The 24,423-nt window shown below is 69.6% G+C and carries 18 protein-coding genes; 4 read left to right on the top strand and 14 right to left on the bottom strand.

Features of this window, described 5'->3' with window-relative positions:
- Positions 1 to 377 precede the first annotated feature (377 nt).
- Both xylB and xylA read right to left on the bottom strand, forming a co-directional pair.
- On the bottom strand, positions 378 to 1,820 hold the full coding sequence (gene xylB / locus LZ495_RS28570) for a xylulokinase (RefSeq protein ID WP_235055815.1): 1,443 nt from the start codon (positions 1,818 to 1,820) through the stop codon (positions 378 to 380).
- Position 1,821: 1 nt separating this feature from the next.
- Complete coding sequence (gene xylA / locus LZ495_RS28565) at positions 1,822 to 2,979, bottom strand: xylose isomerase (protein WP_235055814.1); 1,158 nt, start codon at positions 2,977 to 2,979, stop codon at positions 1,822 to 1,824.
- Positions 2,980 to 3,107: 128 nt separating this feature from the next.
- On the opposite strand from xylA, the gene LZ495_RS28560 reads away from it, so the two are divergent.
- Positions 3,108 to 4,307, top strand: coding sequence for an ROK family transcriptional regulator (locus LZ495_RS28560; RefSeq protein ID WP_235055813.1), 1,200 nt, complete (start codon positions 3,108 to 3,110; stop codon positions 4,305 to 4,307).
- Positions 4,308 to 4,353: 46 nt separating this feature from the next.
- Here LZ495_RS28560 and LZ495_RS28555 read toward each other — a convergent pair whose 3' ends face one another.
- From LZ495_RS28555 to LZ495_RS28535, 5 genes are read right to left on the bottom strand one after another with little or no spacing between them, the layout of a single operon-like run.
- Positions 4,354 to 5,202 carry an SMP-30/gluconolactonase/LRE family protein gene (locus LZ495_RS28555; protein WP_235055812.1) on the bottom strand — a complete coding sequence of 283 codons (849 nt, stop codon included), beginning with the start codon at positions 5,200 to 5,202 and terminating at the stop codon, positions 4,354 to 4,356.
- On the bottom strand, positions 5,199 to 5,969 hold the full coding sequence (locus tag LZ495_RS28550) for an IclR family transcriptional regulator (RefSeq protein WP_235055811.1): 771 nt from the start codon (positions 5,967 to 5,969) through the stop codon (positions 5,199 to 5,201). Before LZ495_RS28550 ends, LZ495_RS28555 begins: the two co-directional genes overlap by 4 nt.
- The gene (locus LZ495_RS28545) at positions 5,969 to 6,961 is read right to left on the bottom strand and encodes a hypothetical protein (RefSeq protein ID WP_235055810.1); all 993 of its coding nucleotides are present in this window, start codon (positions 6,959 to 6,961) and stop codon (positions 5,969 to 5,971) included. The genes LZ495_RS28550 and LZ495_RS28545 overlap by 1 nt, the downstream gene beginning before the upstream one ends.
- A gap of 59 nt (positions 6,962 to 7,020) precedes the next feature.
- A complete protein-coding gene (locus tag LZ495_RS28540; RefSeq protein ID WP_235055809.1) occupies positions 7,021 to 8,073 on the bottom strand; it encodes a zinc-dependent alcohol dehydrogenase in 1,053 nt (350 codons plus the stop codon).
- A complete protein-coding gene (locus LZ495_RS28535; protein WP_235055808.1) occupies positions 8,070 to 9,227 on the bottom strand; it encodes a mandelate racemase/muconate lactonizing enzyme family protein in 1,158 nt (385 codons plus the stop codon). The genes LZ495_RS28540 and LZ495_RS28535 overlap by 4 nt, the downstream gene beginning before the upstream one ends.
- 116 nt (positions 9,228 to 9,343) lie before the next feature.
- Here LZ495_RS28535 and LZ495_RS28530 point away from each other — a divergent pair, with 116 nt between their 5' ends.
- Entirely contained in the window at positions 9,344 to 10,873 is a 1,530-nt protein-coding gene (locus tag LZ495_RS28530) for an aldehyde dehydrogenase (NADP(+)) (protein WP_235055807.1), read from the top strand.
- Between the two features lie 57 nt (positions 10,874 to 10,930).
- On the opposite strand, the gene LZ495_RS28525 is transcribed toward LZ495_RS28530, so the two are convergent.
- From LZ495_RS28525 to LZ495_RS28505, 5 genes are all read right to left on the bottom strand, one after another.
- Positions 10,931 to 11,725, bottom strand: a complete 795-nt coding sequence (locus tag LZ495_RS28525) for an SDR family NAD(P)-dependent oxidoreductase (protein WP_235055806.1) — start codon at positions 11,723 to 11,725, stop codon at positions 10,931 to 10,933.
- Between the two features lie 29 nt (positions 11,726 to 11,754).
- Positions 11,755 to 12,564, bottom strand: a complete 810-nt coding sequence (locus tag LZ495_RS28520; protein ID WP_235055805.1) for an SDR family NAD(P)-dependent oxidoreductase — start codon at positions 12,562 to 12,564, stop codon at positions 11,755 to 11,757.
- An 86-nt stretch (positions 12,565 to 12,650) separates the two neighbouring features.
- Positions 12,651 to 13,856 carry a DegT/DnrJ/EryC1/StrS family aminotransferase gene (locus tag LZ495_RS28515; protein ID WP_235055804.1) on the bottom strand — a complete coding sequence of 402 codons (1,206 nt, stop codon included), beginning with the start codon at positions 13,854 to 13,856 and terminating at the stop codon, positions 12,651 to 12,653.
- 380 nt (positions 13,857 to 14,236) lie between these two features.
- Positions 14,237 to 15,541: an ABC transporter substrate-binding protein gene (locus LZ495_RS28510; protein WP_235055803.1), complete on the bottom strand. Its 1,305-nt coding sequence runs from the start codon at positions 15,539 to 15,541 to the stop codon at positions 14,237 to 14,239.
- Between the two features lie 440 nt (positions 15,542 to 15,981).
- Entirely contained in the window at positions 15,982 to 18,636 is a 2,655-nt protein-coding gene (locus LZ495_RS28505) for a glycoside hydrolase family 78 protein (RefSeq protein WP_235055802.1), read from the bottom strand.
- Positions 18,637 to 18,838: 202 nt separating this feature from the next.
- Between LZ495_RS28505 and LZ495_RS28500 the strand changes: the two genes are divergently transcribed.
- Together LZ495_RS28500 and LZ495_RS28495 are read left to right on the top strand one after the other, a co-directional pair.
- Entirely contained in the window at positions 18,839 to 19,978 is a 1,140-nt protein-coding gene (locus LZ495_RS28500; RefSeq protein WP_235055801.1) for an SGNH/GDSL hydrolase family protein, read from the top strand.
- A gap of 187 nt (positions 19,979 to 20,165) precedes the next feature.
- Positions 20,166 to 21,590 carry a family 43 glycosylhydrolase gene (locus LZ495_RS28495; RefSeq protein ID WP_235055800.1) on the top strand — a complete coding sequence of 475 codons (1,425 nt, stop codon included), beginning with the start codon at positions 20,166 to 20,168 and terminating at the stop codon, positions 21,588 to 21,590.
- A 125-nt stretch (positions 21,591 to 21,715) separates the two neighbouring features.
- Here LZ495_RS28495 and LZ495_RS28490 read toward each other — a convergent pair whose 3' ends face one another.
- Both LZ495_RS28490 and LZ495_RS28485 read right to left on the bottom strand, forming a co-directional pair.
- Complete coding sequence (locus LZ495_RS28490; RefSeq protein ID WP_235055799.1) at positions 21,716 to 22,585, bottom strand: sugar phosphate isomerase/epimerase family protein; 870 nt, start codon at positions 22,583 to 22,585, stop codon at positions 21,716 to 21,718.
- Positions 22,586 to 22,648: 63 nt separating this feature from the next.
- Positions 22,649 to 24,121 (bottom strand): glycoside hydrolase family 43 protein, encoded by a 1,473-nt coding sequence (locus LZ495_RS28485; protein WP_235055798.1) that lies wholly within the window; start codon positions 24,119 to 24,121, stop codon positions 22,649 to 22,651.
- Positions 24,122 to 24,423 lie beyond the last annotated feature (302 nt).

Raw genomic sequence — 24,423 nt, 5'->3', positions numbered from 1 at the left:
GGCACACGGGGCTGGTTGTGCTGGGTCTCACCAGGCGCGTTGGCTCGGAGCGTCTTGGGTGAAGGTGCGAGACCGCCCTCCGGCGGGCGTGTCCCGGTCGATTTCCGCGTGGGGCGACTGGCCCGGCACCCCGGCCAAAAGGGTGGTGATGCGATATCCGAGCCCACAGAGAACCCGCGGATGAGGACGGTCCCGACCCACACAACGAATCGCCCGGACTCGGCCTTGGCCAAGGTGCAGTAACTGCTGCACCTGCTCGACGCGATGGCCGTGATCGGCAAGAGCATGGACTACCTGGCGACGGCGGCGGGCCCGGCTGATAGCCGCCAGCCAGGCCCGCTTATGACCCATGGTGGGCGAACCGGAGCGAGGCCCGGCTAGTTCTTCACCAAGGCAGCGTTGCCGAGCCCGGGCCTTGCCAGGTGGAGGGTGCGCGCTGACGCGTACCGGGCACGGACCGACGTTTCGGGGAATTGACCGGGGAGTCCGCTGCGGCTGGTTCGCCAAGTGGGTGGGGGGCTGCCGGGTGACTGCAGAATCCAGGCGGCCTGGCGGGCAGCGCCGACCGCGACGTATTCGGCTGGTTCAGGTCGTACGACCGGAAGCTCGAACAAGCTGGGGGCGATCGCGGTGACGGCGGGGGAGCGGGCCGCGCCGCCGGTGAGGAGTACGCGTTCGGCGGTCAGGCCGGTCGCGGTGAGTGCGGTAAGGGCGTCGGCGAGGCCGCAGAGCATGCCTTCGACGGCGGCGCGGGCGAAATGGGCGGGGGTGGCATTGCGGCCGGTGAGGCCGTGTACGGCTCCGGTGGCGTGGGGAAGGTTGGGTGTGCGTTCGCCGTCGAGATAGGGGACGAGGACGAGGCCGTCCGCGCCCGCGGGTGCGGACAGGGCGAGTTCGGCGAGGCGGTCGTGGGTGACGCCGAGCATGTGGGCGGCGGCGTCCAGGACGCGCGCGGCGTTGAGGGTGCACGCCAGCGGTAGGAACTCACCGGTGGCGTCGGCGAATCCGGCGACGGAGCCAGTGGCGTCGGCAGGCGGGGTGGTGGTCGTGCCGTATGCGGTCCCGGACGTGCCCAGGGAAACGACGACGTCGCCGGCAGTGATGCCCAGGCCTAGGGCGGCGGCCATGTTGTCGCCGGTTCCCGGTCCGACGCTCAGGCCTTCTGGGGTGACGCCTGCTGCTTCGCGCGGTCCCAGCACCTTCGGGAGGGCGGGGGCACGGCCGAAGGCAAGGCGCAGGATGTCCTCGCGGTACGCCTCGTCGGTGGGCGACCAGTAGCCGGTGCCGGATGCGTCGCCCCGGTCGGTGGTCAGGTCGGAGATGTCGCAGGTGCCGCGTAGACGCCAGGTGAGGTAGTCGTGGGGGAGGCAGACGGCTGCGACTCGTGCTGCGGTTTCGGGCTCATGTTCTGCGAGCCAGCGCAGCTTGGTGACGGTGAAGGACGCGACGGGGACACTGCCGACCGCGTCTGCCCACGCCTGCGGTCCGCCGAGCTCGGCGACCAGGTCGTCGGCGGCTTGGGCGGAGCGGGTGTCGTTCCACAGGAGGGCGTCGCGGACGACCCGGCCGTCCTCGTCGAGGCAGACCAGGCCGTGCTGCTGGCCGGCGACGGCGACCGCCGCCACGTCGGCGAGTCCGCCAGCGTCGTCGATCGCGCGATGGAGGGCCTGCCACCAGGCGTCGGGAGCGACCTCGGTTCCGTCCGGGTGCGGCGCGCGCCCGTGGCGTACAACGGCGCCTGTGCGCGCGTCGCACACCACGACTTTGCAGGACTGGGTCGAGGAGTCGACGCCCGCGACCAGATGGGGTGCGGCGGCCATGTCAGCGTGCGCCGAGGATGTGCTCGATGGCCAGCTGGTCCAGCCGCTCGTAGCCCAGCCCGGGAGCCGCGGCCGTCTCCGGGTCGAAGTCGTCCTTGGTGAGGTCGGCGCACGTCTCGCCGGGGGCGAGCGTCGGCACCGCGAGCTGGTCCAGGCCGGCCGCGATCATGGCCGCCTGGACCTCGGTGTCGGCGCGGAAGGCGCGGGCGCGTTCGCGGAGGAGCAGGTAGGTGCGCATGTTCGCGGCCGCCGAGGCCCAGACCCCGTCCGCGGATTCGGTGCGCAGCGGCTTGTAGTCGAAGTGCCGCGGGCCGTCGTACCCGGCGTGCTCGAGGAGATCGACCAGGAAGAACGCGCTCTTCAGGTCGCCGTGGCCGAAGACCAGGTCTTGGTCGTATTTGGGACCGTGCTGGCCGTTGAGGTCGATGTGGAAGAGCTTCCCGGCCCACAACGCCTGGGCGACGCCGTGCACCATGTTGAGCCCGGCCATCTGCTCGTGCCCGACCTCGGGGTTGAGGCCGACCATCTCGGGGTGCTCGAGACGCTCGATGAAGGCGAGGGCGTGGCCGATCGTGGGCAGGAAGATGTCGCCGCGCGGTTCGTTGGGCTTGGGTTCGAGTGCGAAGCGCATGTCGTAGCCCTGATCGCGGACGTATCCGCACAGCACGTCGAGCGCTTCCTTGAAGCGGTCGAGAGCGACCCGGCCGTCCTTGGCTGCGTCCGTCTCCGCGCCCTCGCGGCCGCCCCAGAACACGTAGGTCCGGGCCCCGAGTTCGGCGGCGAGATCGATGTTGCGGATGACCTTGCGCAGTGCGAACCGGCGTACGGAGCGATCGTTGGCGGTGAACGCGCCGTCCTTGAAGACCGGGTGGGTGAACAGATTCGTGGTCGCCATGGGGACGGTCATGCCGGTCGCGTCGAGCGCAGTGCGGAAGGCGGTGATGCGCTTCGCACGGTCGGCGTCGTCGGCGCCGAAGGGGATCAGGTCGTCGTCGTGGAAGGTGACGCCGTAGGCCCCCAGCTCTGCCAGCCGGTGCACGGCCTCGACGGGGTCCAGGGGCGCTCGGGTCGCGTCGCCGAAGGGGTCGCGCGCCTGCCAGCCGACCGTCCACAAGCCGAAGGTGAATCGGTCCTCGGGGTTGGGGGTCAGGTCAGTCACGGCGCCTCCCGGTCGATTAAGTCTAATGACTGGACTAAAGTGATCGTCAGCTAACCGGGCATGCGACCCGGATGTCAAGGCACCACGTCCCGCAGGACCGGTTCGGGGCCCCTGAAAGGATCGGCGTCATGACCGTGCCACCCAGCCGCCCGACCCGTATCGACACCATGCGCGAGCGGAACCTCGCCCTCGTGTTGCGCGAAGTCGCCCGTGGGCAGCCGGTCACGCGCGCCCGGCTCGCGGAGGTCACCGGGCTGACGAAAACCACGGTCGCCAGCCAGGTGGCGCTTCTGGAGGAACTGCGGCTGGTCACGACCGCGGGCCCGGTACGCGAGGGGGGCCGGGGTCGTCCTGGGGCTCCGGTCTCCTTGGCCGCGGGGCCCGTCGCCGGCCTGGGGCTGGAGATCAACGGGCACTACCTGGCCGCGTGTGTCCTGGATCCGACCGGAGAGGTGCGCCTGAGCCAGACCGTGGCGTGCGACAACCGCGGCCGTGATGCCCGCGAGACTTTGGAAGCGCTGGGCACGTTGGCGCAATGGGTGATCGCCAGAGCGGCCGAAACCGGGCTGGACGTGGTCGGGACGGGCGTCGCGCTGCCAGGGGTGATCACCGAGGGCAACGTCAACGCACCCAATCTGGGGTGGGAGTCGGTGCCCGCCGCGGCGCTGATCAGTGGCGCTCTGCACGGGCAGGTCTTCGGCGTCATCGTGGACAACGAGGCCAACCTCGGGGCGTTGGGAGAACTCTGGTACGGCGCAGGGCAAGGCGCCGGCAGCTATCTCTACCTCTCCGGCGAGACCGGCATCGGCGCCGGCATCGTGGTCGACGGTGAACTCTTCCGAGGAGCCCACGGCTCTGCCGGTGAAATCGGCCACGTCGTCGTCGACCCAAGGGGAACCACGTGCCGTTGCGGTGGCACCGGCTGCCTCGAACTGGTGGCCGGTATCGACGCCGTCCTGCTCGCCGCGGGCCTAGCCGATGACGTGGGCGCATCCGAGCCGGGGCTGGCCGAGCTGTTGCGTCGCCTCGATGACGGCGACCGAGCGGCACGTGGGGCGATCGAGGCGGCGGGGCAAGGACTTGCGACGGCGCTCGTGGGAGCGGTCAATCTGCTGGATCCGGACACCATCGTCCTTGGGGGGCTGCATGCCCACCTTGCGCCGTGGCTGACTCCCGCGATCGAGGCCGCGGTGGCCCACGGCGGCGGCAAGCTGCGGGGCGGCAGGCCTGCCATTCGTGCATCCGCATTGGCGGCGGAGAGTGCGGTACGCGGTGCGGCCGGGACCGTCCTTGCCGCGGTCTTGGCCGACCCGTCTGCGCTCGCCTGACGCCGTCGCGGAGCTTCTGCGTCGAGGAGTTGCCAGATCGTTCGAGTCAGCCCGCGAACGGCGGCTGCGGCAGGCCGTGCCCGGCGTCGCCGATGACCAAAAGCGAGCCGCAGAGGGGATGCGGATCGGCGATCCCGGTGCGGGCGGTCGTGATGTACAGGTCGTTGAGTCCTACGCCGCCGAAGGCACACGCGGTCGGGCGCAGTACGGGAAGGTCGACGGTCCGGTCCAGGCGTCCGTCGGGGGTGTAGCGACGTACCGCGGCCCCATCCCAGAGGGCCACCCACACGGCTCCGTCGGCGTCGACCGTGATGCCATCGGGAAAGCCCGCACCGGGTTCGATCTCGACCCACGGGCGGCGTTCGTACGCGTGCCCGTCGGCGTAGGTGAACACGTCGATGCGGCGCGTGGGGGAGTCGACGTAGTACATGAGGCGGTGGTCGCCGCTCCACGCGATGCCGTTGCTGACTGTGACGCCGTCCAGGACGGTGTCGGCCGAGCCGTCGGCTGTGACGCGGAACAGGCTTCCACCGCCCGGGGCTTCGTCGTAGCGCATGGTCCCCGCCCACAGTGCGCCGTCGGGGCCGATGGCGGCATCGTTGCCGCGTCGGCCTGGGACCGGTCGGTGGAGGAGCCAGGTGAAGTCGCCGTGCACGTCGTAGAGTCCGACCCCGTCGCGCAGGTTGGCCACCAGGCCCCCTGCGGCGCGGGGCTTGACGGCACCGACGTGTTGATCGGTGGTCAGCTCCCCGGTACGCCCTGAGGCGGGATCAAAGGTGTGGATGCGGGAGCCGAGGATGTCGACCCACAGGAGGTGTTGCGCGGCAGGGTCCCAGGTGGGGCCTTCGCCGAGCGCGGCGTCCGCGCGTACCGCTTCGTGGAGGTCGCCGGTCATGGCGCCGCCTGCCGGTGGCCGAGCCGCGCCGACAGGTTGCCGGCGCCGGTGGCGGCGAGGCGTTCGAGTTCGGCGTGGCGGTTGTCGTCCCAGCGGATCGTGGGTGCGGAGATCGACAGGGCCGCCACCACGCGGCCGGTTTCGTCGCGCACCGGGGCGGCCACACACGAGACGTCGGGGTTGGACTCGCGGTTCTCGGACGCTGTGCCGCGGGCGCGGATCTCCGCGAGTGCCGTGTGCAGCGCTGCAGGGTCGGTGATGCTCTGCTGGGTCAGCGCCGCGAGGGGGACGTCCGTGGGCAGCAGCGCGCGCAGCTCGTCCTCGGGCAGTGAGGCGAGCAGCATCTTGCCGACCGCGGTGCAGTGCGCGGGCAGGCGGCGCCCGGCCGCCGAGACCATGCGCACCGCGTGGGTCGAGTCGACCTTGGCGATGTAGATGACATCAGTGCCTTCCAGGATCGCCACGTGCACGGTCTCGCCGCAGGCGTCGGCGACCTGTCGGGCGACCTGTTGGCCCTCCGCGGCGAGGTCCAACTGCTCGGCGTACCGGCTGCCGAGTTGGTACACCCGCACTCCCAGCGCGTAGTGCCCCGCCGGGTCCTGGGCCAGGTACCCGCGCGTCACGAGCGTCGCCAGCAACTCGTGCGCTGTGGTACGGGGCAGTTGGGTCCGTCGCACGATGTCCGGCGCCGACAACGCCGCGTCCTCGTCGAGGAACAGTTCCAGGATGTCGAACGCCCTGGTCACGGCCGGAACGAGTCGTCCCACTAGTGCTTGCCTCCGGTGATCGTGTCCTGCGGGTCGGGCACCGGGAAGCGTACGAGGTCGCCCGGTAGCCGAGCCCCCAGGGGCGACATGCCGCCCGCCGCGCCCAGGCGTTCCAACAGGTCGAGGGCGAGCCGTCCGCGTCGCACGCGTTCGCGTGCGGCCGCTACGACTGTGCTGCGCAAGTGTTCGCCCGAGGGGTAGAGGGCAGGTGCCTTCGACAAGCCGAACTTCAGGTAGAGCGGTGCACCGCGACGGATCAGCTCCGCGGCGTCGTACATCCGTACGTAGCCGCCCAAGTCGTCCGGGGCCTCGAGGTACAGGTCCATGGGCGCGCGGCTCACCCGGCGGATCTCCGTGATGTGCTCCAGCGTCAGATCCGACGGGATGTTGAGCGAGTCCGCGCCGAGGCCTTCGAAGACGGCGTAGGAGGCCGGGTTGACCGGGCCGATGAGTGCGGAGACCTTGAACGTGGTGTCGCCGGGCAGGATGCCGGCGTCCCTGGCGCGGTGCAGCGTCCAGAGCACGCCTTCGTCGGCGACGAGCAGGCACCGAACGCCCAACTCCGTCGCTCGCACGGCGTCTTCGGCGCATCCCGCGAGCGCGTCGTGGCCCCGGGCGCGCAAACCGGCGCCGCCGGAGTTCGTACGCGTACCGGCCCCGATATCCCAGGTACCGCGCGGTCCGGTGAACAGGCACAGTTCGACGCGGCGTTCGGCGCACGCCGCCACCATCTCGGCTATCTCCGCGTCGGTGAGCATCCATACGCCGCTGCCCTGACTGACCCGGTGCACGGGGACTGCTTGCCGCTCCGACTCCTCGAGCACGACGGCAAGTGCCTCGGGGCCCTCCACGGAGGGGAGCTCGGTGCGCCAGGAGCCCCCGTCGGGGAACCGGTGCGGTGAGGCGTCCGCGGGGTCCGGCGCCGGAGCGGCGAGGCCGAGCGCGGCCAGCGGACTTTCGGCAGGACGGCGGTATGCGTGGTGGGCAGTCATGAAGTGAGCCTCAGGGGGTGTTCGGCGATTCCGGCAACGGTGTGGGCGAGTGTGCGGAGTCAGGGGAAGAGCAGGACTTTGCCGACCGCGGGAGACCCGCTGCCCACCAGGTCGAGGGCCTGCGCGAAGTCCGGCAGAGGCAGGCGGTGGGTGATCAGCGGGCTCGGGTCGATCAGCCCTGCGGAGAAGGCCCGTACGGCGTGCGCCCAGGCGGCGGGCGGTGCGCCGAAGACCGTCCGGACGTCGATCCGCCGGACGACCAGGTCTGTCGGGTCGAGGCCGGTCGCGCCGGGCGCCGGGATGCCGGTGAGCACGAGGCGTCCTCCGCGGCGCAGCAGGGAGGCTGCCGTACGGGCGGAATCCGGTGCGCCCGCTGCTTCCACCACCACGTCGAACCCGCCGACGTCTTGCCGATGCCCGGCGTCGATGTAGGCGGTCGCACGGCATGCCTCCGCGCGCGCCCGCTGTTCGGGCCATCGTCCCACCGCGAGCAGTTCGGCCGGCGAGGATGCCGCGAGCAGTTGCAGGGCCAGCAGACCGAGTGTTCCCGTGCCGACCACGGCGACGCGATCGCCGGGCCGTACCTCGCCGCGCAGTGCGGCGGCCGCGGCGCACGCGGCGGGCTCGAGGAGGGCTGCGCAGTCCAGGTCCACATGGTCGGGCAGGACGTGCAGCAGGCGGGCGGGCAGAGTGAGCGTGGGTGCCATCGCACCCGGTTGGGTGAAGCCTGTCTCCTCGTATGCTGCCGCGCACAGTGTGGTCTCGCCTTCGCGGCAGCGTTCGCAGACCTGGCAGTTGCGGAAGCCCTCACCGACCACCTTGCGCCCGACCAGCGAGGTGGCCACTCCGGAGCCGACGGCTTCCACGACGCCGGACCACTCGTGGCCGGGTGTGAGCGGGTAGCGGACGTAGCCGGACGGCCGGGTGCCTTGGTAGACCTCCCGGTCGCTTCCGCAGATGCCGACCGCGCGCACGCGGACCAGCGCCTCTCCGGGGCCGGGGGGCCTGGGCGAGTGCTCGGTCAGCCGGAAGGCACCGGGGCGCTCGATGACGAGAGCCGTTCCGGTGGCGCTGCCAGGCGCCACGACGCCGCTCTCGTGCCCGCCGCTCATCGGCGCGCCTCGGGCTCGCGCTTCTCCCAGCCGTCGGCGAACAGGTCGAAGTGTGCCTGCTGTTGTGGGAACTCCGCCGCGGCGTCGGCGTCGAACTCCACGCCCAGGCCGGGAGCGTCACTGATCTCGAAGTATCCGTCGACGACCTGCGGGGCGTTCTTGACGACTGCCTTGATCTCGGCGTCGGCGAAGTCGTTGAAGTGCTCCAGCACCTTGAAGTTCGGTGTACTGAAGCCGACTTGGAGCGATGCTGCGGTCAGCACCGATCCGCCGACGTTGTGCGGTGCGATGAGCATGTAGTGCGTCTCCGCGGTCGCCGCGAGTTTGCGGGTCTCCGCAATGCCGCCGATGTGTCCCAGGTCGGGTTGGATGATGTCGGCCGCCTGAGATTCGAACAGCTCGCGGAACTCGATCCGGTCATGGATGCGCTCACCGGTCGCGACCGGCATCTCGACCTTCTCGGCGACCTTGGCGAGCGCCTTGAGATTCTCCGGCGGCACCGGTTCCTCCAACCATGCGGGACGGAACGGCGCCATCTCGCGCGCCAGCCGCACCGCGGTGGACGGGTTGAACCGGCCGTGCATCTCCAGCATCAGCTCGGCGTCCGGTCCGATCGCGTCGCGCACCGCCTCGATGAGGGCGACCGCGTCCAGCGTCTCCCGGTGCGAGAGCTCGAATTGGCCGGCCCCGAACGGGTCGATCTTCAGCGCCTGGTACCCGTGCGCCATCACCCCGCGGGCGGCCTCCGCGTACGCCTCGGGCGTGCGCTCGGTGGTGTACCAGCCGTTGGCGTATGCCTTGACCTTGTCGGTCACCTGGCCGCCGAGCAGCTGCCACACCGGTACGCCCAGGGCCTTGCCCTTGATGTCCCAGCACGCCATCTCGACGCACGCGATGCCCGACATCACGATCTCGCCGGCCCGGCCGTAGTCGCCGTACTTCATCCGCCGCACCAGGTCCTCGGTGGCGAATGGGTCGGACCCGAGGATGTGGTTGGCCTGGGCTTCCTTCAGGTAGCCGAGCAGGGCATCGGTGTGGCCAAGCATGCGCGTCTCGCCCAGGCCGGTCAGGCCCTCGTCGGTGTGCACCACGACGTACGTCAGATTCCGCCACGGCGTGCCGACGACGTGCGTATCGACCCGCGTGATCCGCATGGCCAGACTCCCTCGCTGATCGACCTTGTTCGATATTTCGTCACTGGTTCGAAATCCCGTCATGACGCTAGGGTGTCGAAAACGAAGATGTCAACGAGCCGGGAAGGGCTGTTCCGTTGCGTACATCCGTCTGGAGCATCGACCCGCGCACCGCGGCGCGCCGGGTTCAGGTGGCCGTAGAGGCGACCGCCGCCGACGTCGACGCCGCCGTGCGCGCCGCCCACTTGGCCGGCGGCGCCCTCGCCGACCGTGTGGCGCGCGCCGCCTTCCTTCGCGGCTGCGCCGCGGAACTGGAGGCCGCCCGTGATGCGATCGTCGTCACCGGAGATTCGGAGACCGCACTCGGCGAGGCTCGACTCGCGAGTGAACTCGCTCGAACCTGTACGCAGTTGCGCGCCTTCGCCGACGTCGTGGACGAGGGCGGCTTTCTGGACGTCATCATCGACCACCCGGACGACTCCATTGCCCCGCCGGTGCCCGACCTGCGCCGCTACAAGATCCCCCTCGGCGTTGTCGCGGTCTACGCCGCCTCCAACTTCCCCCTCGCCTTTTCCGTCCCAGGCGGCGACACCGCCAGCGCCATTGCCGCCGGCTGCCCGGTCGTGATCAAGGCCCACCCGGACCACCCGGCGACCTCCGAACTCGTCCTCGCCGCCTTGCGGCGGGCCGCCGCCGCGGGGGGCCTGCCGGAAGCCGTTGTCTCCGTGGTGCACGGCTTCGACGCCGGCCTCCATCTGATCCGCCACCCGCTCGTGGCCGCGGCCGGGTTCACCGGCTCGGTCCGCGGGGGCCGCGCGCTCTTCGATGCTGCGGCCGCCCGTCCCACGCCGATCCCGTTCCATGGCGAACTCGGCTCGCTCAACCCGGTCGTCGTCACTGCGGCAGCAGCGGCCGAGCGCGCCGACGAGATCGGCTCGGGCCTCGCGGCGTCCGCGACCCTCGGGCTCGGTCAGTTCTGCGTCAAGCCCGGCCTGGTGCTCGTGCCTGCCGGAGAGCCGGGTGACCGCCTCGTGGCCGCGCTGGCCGAGGCACTCGCCGATGTCACCCCCGGAGCCCTGCTGGACCACCGCATGCGCGATAACTTCCTCGACGGTGTGGCCGAGCGCTCGGGGCTGGCGGGTGTGGAGGCACCGGTGCTCCCTGGGCCGGAAGGAGAACACGCCGTCCGAGCAGGTCTCTTGGTCGTGTCCGGGGGCACTCTGGGGGAAGGGTCGGAGCATGACGCGCTCTTTGAGGAGTGCTTCGGTCCCGTCACCGTCGTCGTCCGTTACGCCCACACGGCCCAGGTCGACGCGGTGCTCGACCGGCTTCCGGGCAACCTGACGGCGACGCTTCACGTGTCCGCCGACGAGGCCCGCGCCGGGGACTCCCAGACCGCGGACCTGCTCACCAGGCTCACCGGACTCGCCGGTCGCGTAGTCGTGAACGGCTGGCCGACCGGTGTCGCGGTCGCCGAGGCACAGCACCACGGCGGGCCCTACCCCGCGACCACATCGACATCCACGTCGGTGGGGGCCACGGCAATCGAGCGTTGGCTGCGTCCGGTCGCCTTCCAGAACACGCCGGACCCGCTGCTCCCGCCGGAACTGCGCGACACCAACCCGATGGGCCTTCCGCGCCGTGTGAACGGACGCCGGGAAGCCTGAACCCGCCTCCGGTCGGCGAGCCACAGCGGACCTCGGGCTTGCGTCGCACGAACGCGTTCACGGCTCCAGGAGGAGGCCGGAGGTCACACGGGTCACGGTGCCGGTGATGCCGCGGGCGGCAGGAGAGGAGAGGAACAGGACGGTCGCGGCGACGTCCTCTGCGGTGGTGATGCGGCGCAGAGCGGCGTCTTCGGCCATCTCCCGACGCACCGCTTCCGCGGATCGGCCTTGCTCCTGGGCGAGGGTTTCGATCCAGGCCGCGAGCTTCTCGTTGTCGGTGCTGCCGGCCGAGACGACGTTGACACGCACGCCGTCCGGACCGACTTCCCGAGCCATGGTGGCCGAGGCGATCTCCATGGCCGCCTTGGTGGCCGAGTAGGCAGCCAGCTCGGGGGCCTTCAGCCGCGGTGCCTCGCTGCTGATCTGCACGATCGACCCGCAGTCCGACTTGCGCAGATGGGGGAGCGCGGCACGGCTGACCTCCAATACTCCGAGGACGTTGACTTCGAACGCGCGACGAAACTCCTCGCGGGCCAGGTGCTCTACAACGCCTCGCGGGCAGTACGTCGCGACGTTGACGACGATGTCCAGGCGTCCGAGTTCGGCCACGCCGGCGTCGATCATTGCGTGCACTGCATCCGGCGCCGCGATGTCGGTGGGCACGGCGAGGACGTATCGCCCGGTGGTCTCTGCGATCTCGTGCGCGAGTGCGCGGAGCGGCTCGGGCCGGCGTGCGGCGAGGACAAGGTCGGCGCCTGCCTCCGCAAGGGCAGCCGCGGTGGCGCGTCCGATGCCCGGGCCGACGCCTGCCACGACGGCGACGCGGCCGTCCAAGACGCCGAGAGGCTGCAAGCCTGCCGAACCCCTCTGAGTGTTCGAGGTCATGCGTCCGCCGCCAAGTCCTCTTCGGGGACAGGCTTCCAGACGACGCCGTTGATGTGACTGCCGCCGCCGACGAAGAGGGTGTTGCCGGTGACGTAGCGGGAGTCGTCGGAGGCGAGGAACAGCGCGGCACCGCCGATGTCGGCCTCCGGGTCGCCCATGCGGCCCATGGGATTGTTCGCCTCGGCAGCAGCCGCCAGCTCGGGATTGGCTGCGGCAAATGCGGCGAAGGCTTCGGTCTTGGCCCCCGGGCAGATCACGTTGGCGCGGATCTGATGGTGCGCCCACTCGCGTGCCGCCGAACGGGTGAGCGCCCGGAGGGCTTCTTTGCCGACGTTGTATTCGGCTGTGTAGAGGTGGGCGTTGACCCCGTTGAGGGAGCAGATGTTGATGATGGAGCCGCCACCGGCGTCGCGCATGGGTTCGAATGCGGCACGCATCGTCCACCAGCCTGCCCACAACCCCATGTCGAGCCCGTGGGCGAACATGGCGTCGGTCTTGTTCTCCAGGCGGTTGGTGTGACCGCCGCCCCACGCGTTGTTGACCAGGACGTCGATGCGCCCCCATCGCTGTACGGCGGAGTCGACCAGGCCGATGGCGAACTCGCGGTCGGTCACATCCCCGACGAGCGTGAGCGTCTCGACGCCGAACTCGTCGCCGAGCTGCCGTGCGACGTCGTGCGCAGGCTGGTCACGAAGGTCGTTCACGACGATCCGGCAGCCTTCGGACGCGAATCGGCGGGCGATGCCCCTTCCGATACCCGCGCCGGAGCCCGTGATCACCGCAACGTGATTCTGGAGGCGTGGCATGGATGCTTCTTCCTGTCCTGGTCGTCGAGTTGCCCCGGGAGTCTTCGGCGGGGGCGCGGTCCCTGTCACAGCGCCCCCGCCGAAGGTCACAGCGTCTTCAGGAAGTCGGAGATGTGGCCGGTGACACGGGCGATGGCGTCGTCGTCGAGGCCATGGTTGCCGGAGACGAGGATGCCCTGCTTCATGACCTGGTCGGCGTTCGGCAGTCCGCCGCCGGCGATGCGGTACGCCGCGTTCTTCAGCATCGGGTGCCGGGTCACGTTGCCGGTCCACACCGTGCGCGTGTCGACGCCGCGCGGCTCCAGGTACTGCTGGAGGTCGCCACGCGTGAACGGGGCGTCCGGGCGGATCTGGAACGTGTAGGTGTGCCAGGCGGTTTCGAGACCCTCCAGTTCGCGCGGGAGGATGAAGTACTCCGGGTACTGCCCGAGGAACTCGGTGTAGAGCTGGAAGTTGCGGCGCCTGCGGGCGAAGTTCACCGGCACCTTCTTCAGCTGCTCGACGCCGAAGGCCGCGCTGATCTCATTGGGCTCGAAGTTCCAGCCCAGCTCGTCGAAGATGAACCCGCTGTCGTACGCGACGCCGTCCAGGTCCTCCCAGTAGCTGCGCTCGCCCTTGCCGCCGAAGACCTGGACCTCGGAGCGGCGCCCCCAGCGGCGCAGCAGCAGGCAGCGCTCGCGCAGTTCGTCGTCGTCGAGCAGGACCATGCCGCCGGTGCCGCCCGCGGTGATGATGTGCGACAGCGCGAAGCTGGTGACCGAGATGTCGGCGCGGGTGGCGGTCGGGGTACCGCGCAGTTTGGGGCCGAGCGAGTCGCAGCCGTCCTCGATGACCTTGAGGCCGTGACGGTCGGCGACTTCGCGTACGACGTCCCAGTCCGGAGCGTTGCCGACAAGGTTGGGAAGCAGGATCGCCTTGGTCTTGTCGGAGACCGCGGCTTCCAGCAGGGAGACGTCGACGTTGAAGGTGTCCGGCTCGACGTCCACGAACACCGGCACCAGCCCGGCACGGACGATCGGTGCGACGTCGGTGGAGAAGGTCAGCGGCGAGGTGATGACCTCGTCGCCGGGCTGGAGGCCGAGCAGTTCGACGGCGAGGTACAGAGCCGAAGAACCGGAGTTGCACATGATGCCGTGCCGCTTGCCGGTCATCTCCGCCACCCGCCGCTCCATCTCCGCGACGTTCGCGCCGATGCCCAGCTTCCCGCTGCGCAGGACGCGGTTGACCGCCTCGATTTCGGCTTCGTCGTAGACGGCGGAGATGTAGAGCACGCGCTTGTCGTCGTCAGTCATGGGACGTCCCTGTCGGATCGAGTGATGAAGGCGGTCAGGGGTGCGCCGAGCTCGAACCTGCCCTGCCCGGACGATCGCCGGCCGCGCTTCGGGGCGGCAGCAGGCCGGGCGCTCACCCGGGGCCGGCCCGTGGTGGCGAAACGACACGCACCCAAGATCTGACGCTGCGTCAGTTCTTGCATGTTAGCCATCATGGCTATGATTGAACAAGGAGCTTGGCCCCGTTTTTGTGTATGCGCTACGCAACAGTGCGGGCGGGGGGTGGGGGGCGCCCCCGGCCGCCGCCCGGGGGCAGGCCCCCGGGACCGGCGCCCTGCTGGCTGCTGCCGGTCGCTCCCGCCCTGGGCCGGATGCTTCTCCGGCGCCTTCGGGGACGACGTTCAGCTGCTGCTGATGACGAACTTCTGGGTCGCGGGATCGTACTTCGACGTTCGGACCGGGATATTGCCGGCGGGTGTCTCCTTCGAGTAAGTCGCCGGCTCCGCGTACGTCGGGATGGGGAAGGACCCGAGAGCGAAGCCCGCGTTCTGGAAGGTCTCGTAGTTGAGGTCCTTCCCGGCCTTCTCGGCGATGGCCTTGAACAGGCCCAGGTTCTGGCAGGCCGTAGAGACGGCGGCGCCCAGGTCAGGCGCACCCGGGGCCAGCGTCGCGGGATCGACGAGCTTCCCCTTGAGCTCCGGGGAGGCTGCCTCCACGGTGGCGACGCACTCGCGGTTGCCGGAGCCCAGCCAGTCGCTGCGGAAGCCGAGCGCCATCGCGTCGGTCAGGGTCGTGAAGTCGTGCTTGCCCTTGTCGCCGGTGTACCCCGCGGCCTGACCCATGTCGGTGAACAACAGGCGCGGTCGGTACTTGGTCTGTTCGAGGACCGGCGGGAAGGAGGCACCCATGTTGCCGACCACGACGATGGTGTCGACGCCCGACGCCTGGAACTTCTGGATGAACACGCCGGTCTGCTGGCCGACCGCTGCCGGGTCCTGCGGAGGCGCGTCCAGGACGGCCGTCTCGACCGGTGTGACGCCGAGCTTTTGGAGCGCGGGGATGACGCTGTCCTTCATCACCGCCTGCTCGTAGACGTTGGAGATGACGGCGACCTTCTTGCCGGCGAGAGAGTTGTTCGCGGCGAGAAGGGGCATGCCTTCGGCGAGTTCGTCGCCGCCCCGGTAGAAGGCGAACCACGGTGCCTGGGCTTGGGCATACCGTTTGGCGGTGAGCGCGCCCCCGATGATCGCGGTCTTGTTGGTCTGCACGTAGCACAGCGGCTCGTCGCCGTTGAAGCTGCCGAGGACCGCGAAGACCTTCTCGTCCTGGGTGAGTTTGACGCAGGTCTCCTGCGCTGCCGCGGGCGAGATCAGGTTGATCTTGGCGTACACCGGGACGATCTTGCGCCCGTTGATCCCGCCGGCGTCGTTGATCTGCTTGATCAGTGCGTTGTATGCCCCTTCTTGGTCGCCGCGGTCGATGTTGACGAACTGCCGAATGCTCTCCAGGTCCGGGTAGGTGATGCCGATCCTGATGGTGTCGTAGCTGACGCCAGGGGAGACCTTGGGCGCCGGCGGTGCTGCGGCGGGGCCGGACGGACCGGTCGCGTCGTCTTTCTTCTCGGCTGTGCAGCCGGCGACGGCGAGGGCGGCGGCCGTCGCGATCGCGATTGCGGCCCGACGTCTGGCGCGGTGCGGAGTGGACATGAGGCGTGGTCCGTTTCTGGTCGTGGCGCGGTACGGAGGACTGCGGAAGGGAAGGCGGCCGCCTTGAGCGGGCGCGGTGATGCCCGGTGGAACGGCCAGGGCGCCGAGGTAGTCCGGCATGACGACGCTGAGTGCGACAGCCCGCCTGTCGATGCCGAAGTCGAGAGGCGCAACGGGATGAATCGACGTACCTGAACGAAGGCGTCTAAATCATCAGAAGTCGTGTCGTACGTATTTACTGCGGGAGTGGGTGGAGCGTAGCCCCTGTAGGTTGCACGCGCTACCACTTGCTGCTGGAATTTCTCGGGGCCGCTGTAGCGGCCGGCGCTGCGGACTCGGCGGTGTGGGCCGATTTTTGTGTAGGCGTTACGCTCGCTGGGTTTGACAGGCTCGTCCGCGTTGACGGTCGGGGCCTCGGGACACGCGCGGCAGAGGGCGCATCAAGAGAACCGGTGCTTCCCGGGCAACGCGCGGAAGGAGCGGCCGTCCGGCAACCGTACGTCGGCTTCGGTGCCTGGCGGGACTGTGACCTCAAGGGCGAAGGCGTTCCCCTCGACCCGCCAACCGGAGGCGATGGTTCCATACGGCGACGCGAACTCTGCCCGGGCACTGGTGAGTCCGCCGCCGGGCGTCGGGGCGATGGTGAACCTCCGATAGCCGGCCGATCCTTGATCGGGATCCTCGGGGGGACGGATGCCGGCGACGCGGGTGTGCAGGAACGAGATCACTGCGCCCTTGCTGTAGTGGTTGAGGGACGCGTGCGCCTTCCCGGCGGCATCGATGCCACCCCATTCCTCCCAGACCGTCGTCGCACCGCGGTCGAGCATCGTCAGCCAGGAGGGCTCCTTGCTCTGCAGGAGGAGCTCGTAGGCGACATCGAGGTGGCCGGTGTCGGCGAGCACCGGCAGAAGCAGCGGAGTGGCGAGAAAGCCAGTGCCCACCGTGGTGCCGGCTGCGCGGATCAACGTGACAAGCCGATCCGCGGTCGCGCCGCGGAGTTCGTCGGGCACCAGGCCGAAGGCAAGGGCCCGGACATGTGTGGCCTGGGTGCCAAGGGTGAGCGTGCCGTCCTCGGTGATGTACTCCGTGCGCCACGCGCGCAGCACGTTCTCGGCCAGGCGATGGAAGCGCGCGGCGTCGTCGATGTGTCCGGTCAGCGTGGAGATGCGGGACAGCAAGTGCGCTGAGCGGTAGAGGTAGGCAGTCGCGACGGCTCCTTGGTCCATCGTGCGGAAGTCGCCCTGCCCACCATCGGGTTCGCACCATTCACCCCAGTGGAAGCCGGCATCCCAGAGGAACTCCTCGTGCGGCTCGGGTTCGGCGCGGTTTGCTGCCCGGTCGGGGTGGCGGCGGGTGCGGGCGCGCTCGGCGGCGAAGTCGACCCAGCGGACCATCATGGGGCGGAATTCGCGCAGGATCTCCAGATCGCCGTACACCCGGTACAGCTCCCACGGGACTATCACCGACGCGTCGCCCCAGCCGGACGAGCCCGCGAACTGGTCGAGCAGTTCGGAAGGCAGGTGCTGGACCGCTCGGCCCCCGGGGTCGGGTGCGAAGTTGGTGAGGCATCCGTCGTCCCACTGGTCGACCGCCAGGTCCCGCAGCCATTTGACGGAGAAGCCAGCGACGTCATACAAGAATGCGGCGGTGGGCACGTACAGCATCCAGTCGCCGGTCCACCCCGCGCGCTCCCGCTGGGGACAGTCGGTCGGGATGTCGCACGCGTTGCCCCGGAAGCTCCAATCGGCGATGTCGTGGAGCCGGTTGACGCGCTCGTCGCTGCACTCGAAGCGCCCGGTGCGGCGCAGGTCGGTGTGCACCACCACGCCGGTCACGTCGTTTGCCGAGAGGTCCCGACTGGCACCGTCGACTTGGACGTAGCGGAATCCGTGGGTCGTGTGCCGGGGCTCGAACACCTCGTCCGGACGACCCGCGCCGATCACTCGGTCCACCTGGCCTCCAGGGAGTAGCACGCCATCGCTCATGAAGTCGACGGCGCGGAAGTGGTCCATGTCGACGCTGCCGCCTTCGCCGAGCGCCTCGCCGTGATGCAGGGTCAGTTCGTCGCCCGCCGGGACGTTCAGGCGGATCCACCCGTTGATGTTCTGGCCGAGGTCGATCACCTGCGCGCCGGACGCCAACCGGGTGGAGGAGATGGGGGTCAGTTCCGTGACCCGCCGCATGCCCGGTGCCGGCGAGGCGGTCAGCCGGGCGAAGTCCGCGTAGAGGCCATCGCCGACCTCGCGTACCTTGGCCCACCCCGAGTCGTCGAAACCCGGCCCGGGCCAACCAGGTCGGGCCAGCCGGAGATCATGCGTCTCGCCGTCCATCAGATCCGCCGCCGTGATTTCTCCGGTGGCGCAGGTCCAGGTGTCGTCCGTCCCGATGACGGTGGTTGTTCCGTCGCCGTGCTCCAGGTGCAGTTGGCAGAGCAGCGCCGTGCGGTTCCCGAAATTGTCGGCAAGGCGCATGGCGCCGGCGCGGCCGCGGAACCAGCCGTCGGACAGGACCGCGCCGAGTGCGTTCGGCCCCGCCGCGACCAGGTCGGTCACGTCGTATGTCTGCACATGAAGGTTGTCGCGGTACGCCGTGAAGCCAGGCGTCAGCTCGAGGTCGCCGACCCTGTGGCCGTTGAGGAACGCCTCGTACACGCCGTGCGCGGTCGCATACAGCCGGGCGCGGACGACCGAGGCCGGGACGGTGAACGCGCGGCGCAGCAGGTAGGCAGGGCGGGACCCGGCGGCAGGCGGCTCTTCGCCTTCGTGCGGTTCGATCCACCGGGACGTCCAGTCCGCCGGATCGAGGAGACCTGTCTCCCACCAGGACAGCTGGGACCAGGCACTCTCGCCGGCATCGGTCCAGACCTTGACCTGCCACTCGGTGCGCTCCGCGGACCGGGCCTCGGGACCCGTGTACGGGACCAGGACGGACTGCTCGGACGTCACGCGGCCGGAGTCCCAGGTGGCGGTGCGAAGTTGATAGGCGATCTGCTTCACCGCCATGCGGGGGAGCCGCCATGACAGGCGGGGACGGCGCAGGTGCAGACCGAGCGGCACCTCAAGGTGCTCGACGCGAAGGTGATCAGGAGCGTGCATTGGCCACTTCCGTTTCGCCAGGCCAGGACCGTCGGGCAGTCGGTACTCGGTCCTGTTCCTCGGGAGATCGTCGCGCGCTGCCGCCCATGGATCCTGCCGCGATGGTTGCGCGCGCTACTTGCGCCGATTACCGTACGACAACCTCAGTAGCACGCGCTACCACTCGTTGTGCCATCGCGCCCTTCGGAAGGGACCCCATCCCGTGCAATCCGTCCTCGCACCGGCACTCGACTGTGTGGTCGGCGCCTTGGAGACCGACGTCGAGGCCACCGGTGTCACCTTCCACCGCACCCGGCACTCCGCACGCGTGCGGTTCGCGGACCCCGCCTTCGACTTCGTGAGTGCCACACCTTCCGGGGTCCGCATCGAGATGCTCACGACGGCCGCTCAGGTGGAACTGGACGTCGTCCTGACCACCCTCGTCCCGCCGGGCCTTCCCGTGGCCGACACTCTCTTCGATCTCGTGGTGGACGGGGTGTTGCGCGCGCCGGCCGGGACGTCCGTGCAGACCGTCGTCCGGGTCGACCCCGACACGGGAGCCGTTGCGGTCGAACCCGCAGGAGTCGCGACATTGCGGTTCGACATCGGCGGCGACGCCGGTGCCGCGGAGCGGCGCGTGGAGATCTGGTTCGCCGCTGCCGCGCACGTCAGACTCCTCGACGTGCGCATTTCGACCGGCGCATCGCTGCGTCCGGCGCCGCCGTCCGGCCCGCTGTGGGTCCATCACGGAAGCTCGATCAGCCAGTGCTCGGAGGCCGACCGCCCCACCGCGACCTGGCCGGCCATCGTCGCCCGCCGGGACGGGATGTCCCTGCTGAATCTCGGACTGGGCGGACAGTGCCACCTCGACCCCTGCATGGCCCGCACCATTCGGGACCTGCCTGCGGCGACCATCAGCCTCTGCATCGGGATCAACATCGTCAATGGCGACACGATGCGCGAACGCGCCTTTGTCGCTGCGTTCCACGGCTTCATCGACACGATCCGCGACAAGCACCCGACCACGCCGATCACGATCATCACGCCGATCTTCTGCCATGCCGTGGAGCACCATCCTGGGCCCACCGTTCCCGCTTCGGTCTCCCAAGTCGGCACGGTCGAACGCGCACCCGCACTTGCTGCGGGCGCACTGTCACTGGGCCGCATTCGCGAACTGCTCCACCACCACGTCGATATCCGACGCACAGAAGGTGATGGCGCCCTGACGATCGTCGACGGACTGACCCTGTTCGGACCAGGCGACAGCGCGGACCTCCCCGACGGTCTCCACCCCAATACGGCGGGCTACCGGCGCATGGCCGAGCGCATGCGCATCCCCGTACCGGCCGAAGCTGCTCGGTAATCGCCAGTCCGGTCCATCTGCGGCCGGTCGATCGTCGGCCCCGTGCCGTCCCGGTCTCCCGAGCCGCCGCCTAAAGCCCGGTCTGCACCGACCGAGCCCGACCCCCCAGGAATGCCGTATGCAGCAGGCCCAGACCTTCAACCCGTACCTCCCCGATTGGGAGTATGTCCCCGACGGGGAACCGCGGGTGTTCGGCGACCGGCTCTACGTGTTCGGCTCGCATGACCAGTTCGCCGGGAGCACATACTGCCCCAACGACTACGTGGGATGGTCGGCGCCGCTGGACGACCTGTCCGCGTGGCGCCACGAAGGAGTTCTGTACCGGGCGACCGAGGATCCGCTCAACCGCGACGGCCGAAAGCAGCTATGGGCACCCGATGTTGTCCAGGGGCCGGACGGCCGCTACTACCTCTTTTACGCACTCAGCTTCGTTCCCCGAATGTCGGTTGCGGTTGCCGACTCGCCGGCAGGCCCATATCGCTTCCACGCGCATGTACGCCACCCCGGTGGCGCAGCGTTGGGCGAGCGCCGCGGTGACGTCTTTCCGTTCGACCCCGGTGTCCTGGTGGACGACGACGGCCGCATATATCTCTACTGCGGCTTCGCGCCCCATACCCCGTTCCTGCGCGCGAGGATCGCCGTCAAGGGCCTACGGCACGATGGTGCGTACGCGATGGAGTTGGAGCCCGACATGTGCACGCTTCGCTCCGCATCCCTCCCGGTGCTACCTGGGGTCCGCCGTGCGGCAGGCACGAGCTTCGAGCAGCACGCCTTCTTCGAAGCCGCCTCTCCCCGGAGGATCGACGGCCGCTACTACCTGGTCTACTCGTCCGCATTGGGGCACGAGCTGTGCTACGCAATCAGCGAGTTCCCTGATCGCGGTTTCGCGTTCGAGGGCACGCTGGTCAGCAACGGCGACATCGGTATCGACGGCCGCAGCGAAGCCGATGCACTCAACTACACGGCGAACAACCACGGCGGGCTCGTCGAACTCGGCGACCGGTGGCACATCTTCTACCACCGGCACACCAACCGCAGCCAACTCAGCCGCCAAGGTTGCGCCGAACCGCTGGAGCGCACCGTCGACGGCGGCTTCCGCCAGGCGGAGATGACCAGTTGCGGCCTGAACGGCGGGCCGCTGGCGGGCAGCGGTACGTACTCGGCACGGATCGCCTGCACCCTGCAAAGCGGGGACGGAGCATTCCCCTACCCGTTCCGGGCGGTCGGATCCCGGCATTGGCGTGCCCAGCCGTACCTCACACAGACCGGGGCGGACCGAGAGGGCGACGGCGACCAGTACATCGCCAACATGCGTGATGGTGCGACTGCCGGATTCCGGTACTTCGATCTCAGCGGGACCGCACGGGTCTCGGTCTCCGTCCGCGGCCCCGGATCAGGAACGATCATCGTCAGCACGGCCCCTGACGGGCCGCCCATCGCCACGATCAAGCTGGCCCCGGCTCCGGCTTCCGCCTCGGCCGTGGAGCCACGCCAGGCGGGCGCAGCACTGGCCGGCGGTGGCGCGTGCAGCGCCCTGTATTTCCGGTTCCGGGGCAGCGACAGCATCGACTTCCTCGACTTCACACTGGAGCCCCAGGCAGTGTCCGCCTAGGCGGCGCCGAGGACTGCCGCAGAAGAAGGCGCCCATGTGCCAGGCCACAGGCATCGCCAGGCAGTACGCGCGGTTTGGCAGCGGTCGGCGAGTCGGGTGTGGCTGATGGTCCATCAGGCCTTGTGTCACCGGTTCCTGGGTGGGCTCGCCCCGTCGATTGCGGCACGAAGTTCCCCCAGTGCGCGGGCGGCGGCGTGGGCGGTGGTGGTGGGCTCCTGGCCGTCTAGAACCGTTGAGAACACCTCGATGCCCCACGGGGCGGTACAGCCGCGTTCGGAGAGGTCGGCGAGCAAGCTCACCAATCGGCTGTCCGACGAGGACGGCAACTCGCGTGCTGTCACAGCTTCGCGTCGGAGGTCGCGCGCGGGTATCTGGGCGGCGCCGCTGACTTGGATACCGAACACGGCTTCGGTGGGTACGTGTGTGGGCAGCCCGTGACGGTCGGGCCCTCGTTGGGCATGCCAGGTGTCGAGGAGGATGCCGCCGTTGTCGTGCCCGGCCCGCTCGACGACTTCGTAGGCTTCGCCGAGGTCCCGGATGCCGGACCAGCCGAACGGCTCGATGTGCGCCAGTGCGCCGGCGTCGCGGGCGATGTCACAGACGCGGGAAAAGGCACGGGCGGCGGCTGCGGGAGCGTCGGAGACCGCGATGCCGGCGACGTCGATGACGGTGAGCGATCGCGCGCCGAGAGCGGCGGCGACCTCGGCGAAACGCTCGGGGGTGTGCAGGCGGTACGCGGTGACGGCCGTGTGCTCGGGCAGCCATGCCATCGGGCCGTCGATCTCGGCGACGCGCAGGCCGAGATCGGCGAGCAGCCCGCGCAGGTCCTCATCGCGCCAGCCTTCGGCGCGGGCCTGGTCGTATTCGCTCACGTAGACGGAGATGCTGCTGAAGCCCGCGGCCGCCGCGGCCCGCGCGGTCTCCGGCAGTCCCGCACTGCGCAGGGTCGCCGAGCACAGCACCGGTTCCCAGACGGGGATCGATGCCTCGGTCACGAGCTGAGCGGCCTTTCGCGTGGGTCGGGGTGCGCCGCGCGTGAACGGGGCTGCGGCCGGACCTCAGCCGGTCGGTTCGGCAATGGCAGTGTAGGTGAACGTGGTGAGCACGGCTTCGACGGCGAGGGCTTCCACGCCGATGACGCGGCCGGTGAAGCCGCTGGCTACCTCGGTCGAGATATAGCGGCCGTCGATGTCGGCAAGGGCCTGGAACCCGTCGTCTGCGAGATAGCCGAGTCGGAGGCGGTCCGGGCCGTTGTGCGGGCTGGGCATGTCCGCGTTGTCGACGCTGCGGATGACCAACGGGCGGTCCTCCGGTATGCCGTGCGCGGCCGCGAAGGTCTGGTCGAAGGGGCCGACGACCGCGCGTGCGGTGACGACGTCGCCGTGCCGTTGTACGCCGGCCCAGTGGTCGTCGTCGATCCGCACGACGAGTGCCACGTCCCCTGAGGAGACGGTTGCCGCAGCCTCCCACCGTGCGTCTCGGGCCCGCACGGCCAGTAGGCGCCGCGCCTCGCGTTCATCGGGCGCGCGGCCTGCGGCGAGGGTCACCCCGTTGCGGCCATGGCGGCGGGCGAATGCGCCGGGGACGGCACCAGGGGAGATCCATCGAGGGTGGAGAACCGGGTCGGCGAAGTCGTCAGTGAAAGAGGTCTGCGTCGCGGGCACGGAGAAGGCGTCTTCGTTCACCGCCGGCCAGTCGTCGATCCAGTCGACGCCGGCGAGGAAGGTCTCGCGTCCGTTGACGTGGAACATGGGGGTGCTGCCGCGCGGGCGGACGCCGAGGTGGACCATCGCCCAGCTACCGTCGAGCAGTTCGACGAGGTCTGCGTGCCCGGTGTTTTGTACGGGATGGCCGGTGCTTCGGTGGGACAGGATCGGGTTGTCCGGATGGGGCTCGAACGGCCCTGTGATGGACCGGGAGCGGGCGACAGATACGGCGTGGCCGCGCTCCGTCCCGCCTTCGGCTATGACCAGGTACCACCACCCGTTCCTGCTGTAGAGGTGGGGCGCTTCCGGGTATGCGAGGCCGGTGCCGCTCCACAGGGATTTGGGCTCGGAGAGCAGTTCACCGGTCTCCGGATCGACCGCGGCCTGGGTGATGCCGCCCGCGCCGGCCCAGGTGAGATGACAGGTTCCGTCCTCGTCCCACGCCAAGTCCGGATCGATGCCTATCGCGCCAGGGGCGTACACCGGGTCCGACCAACCCTTCGCGGGATCGGTGGAGTGCACGATCAACTGCCCCTTGGCGTGCTCCAGCACGTTGGTGGTGACGAGCCAGAACTTCCCCTCCCGGTGGCGGAGTGTCGGGGCGTAGACCCCGGTGCTGGCTGCCGCGAGGCCGCCGAGGACCCGCAGTTGCTCCGGCCGGTCGAGTGCGTTGCCGATCTGCTCCCAGTGGATCAGGTCGGTGCTGTGGAACACCGGGACGCCGGGGAAGTACTCGAACGTGGACGCAGCGAGGTAGTACCCGTCGCCCGCTCGGCAGATCGTGGGATCCGGATAGAAGCCGGGCAGGATGGGGTTCACGTTCATGACGCGTCCTTTCCGGGGCATGCCCCGACGCACGAAGCCAAGCAGGCGGTACCTGCCGCGCCAACCGGGACCCTAGACTGGTCAGGTTGCGCGCGCAACCTGCGTGGCTGGAGGGAGCGCAGAGGGTGCCGTGCGCGGTCGGTCGACTTTGTGCAGGGGTTGCGCGGCATGCGTTGACTGTCCGGAGTCGCATTGCCTAGTGTCGTCAGCGATATTTCGTAAGTCTTACGAAATATCGAACATCGACGTTCTTCGAGGCTGTCCGGGTGGATGGCCCCGTGCCCGAATCGAGCGACGCCGAC

Origin of the sequence: Yinghuangia soli (assembly GCF_021502675.1) — a bacterium.
Lineage (GTDB): Bacteria > Actinomycetota > Actinomycetes > Streptomycetales > Streptomycetaceae > Yinghuangia > Yinghuangia soli.
Note: the sequence above shows the minus strand (reverse complement) of the source record. Positions and strands in the feature narration are given on the sequence as shown.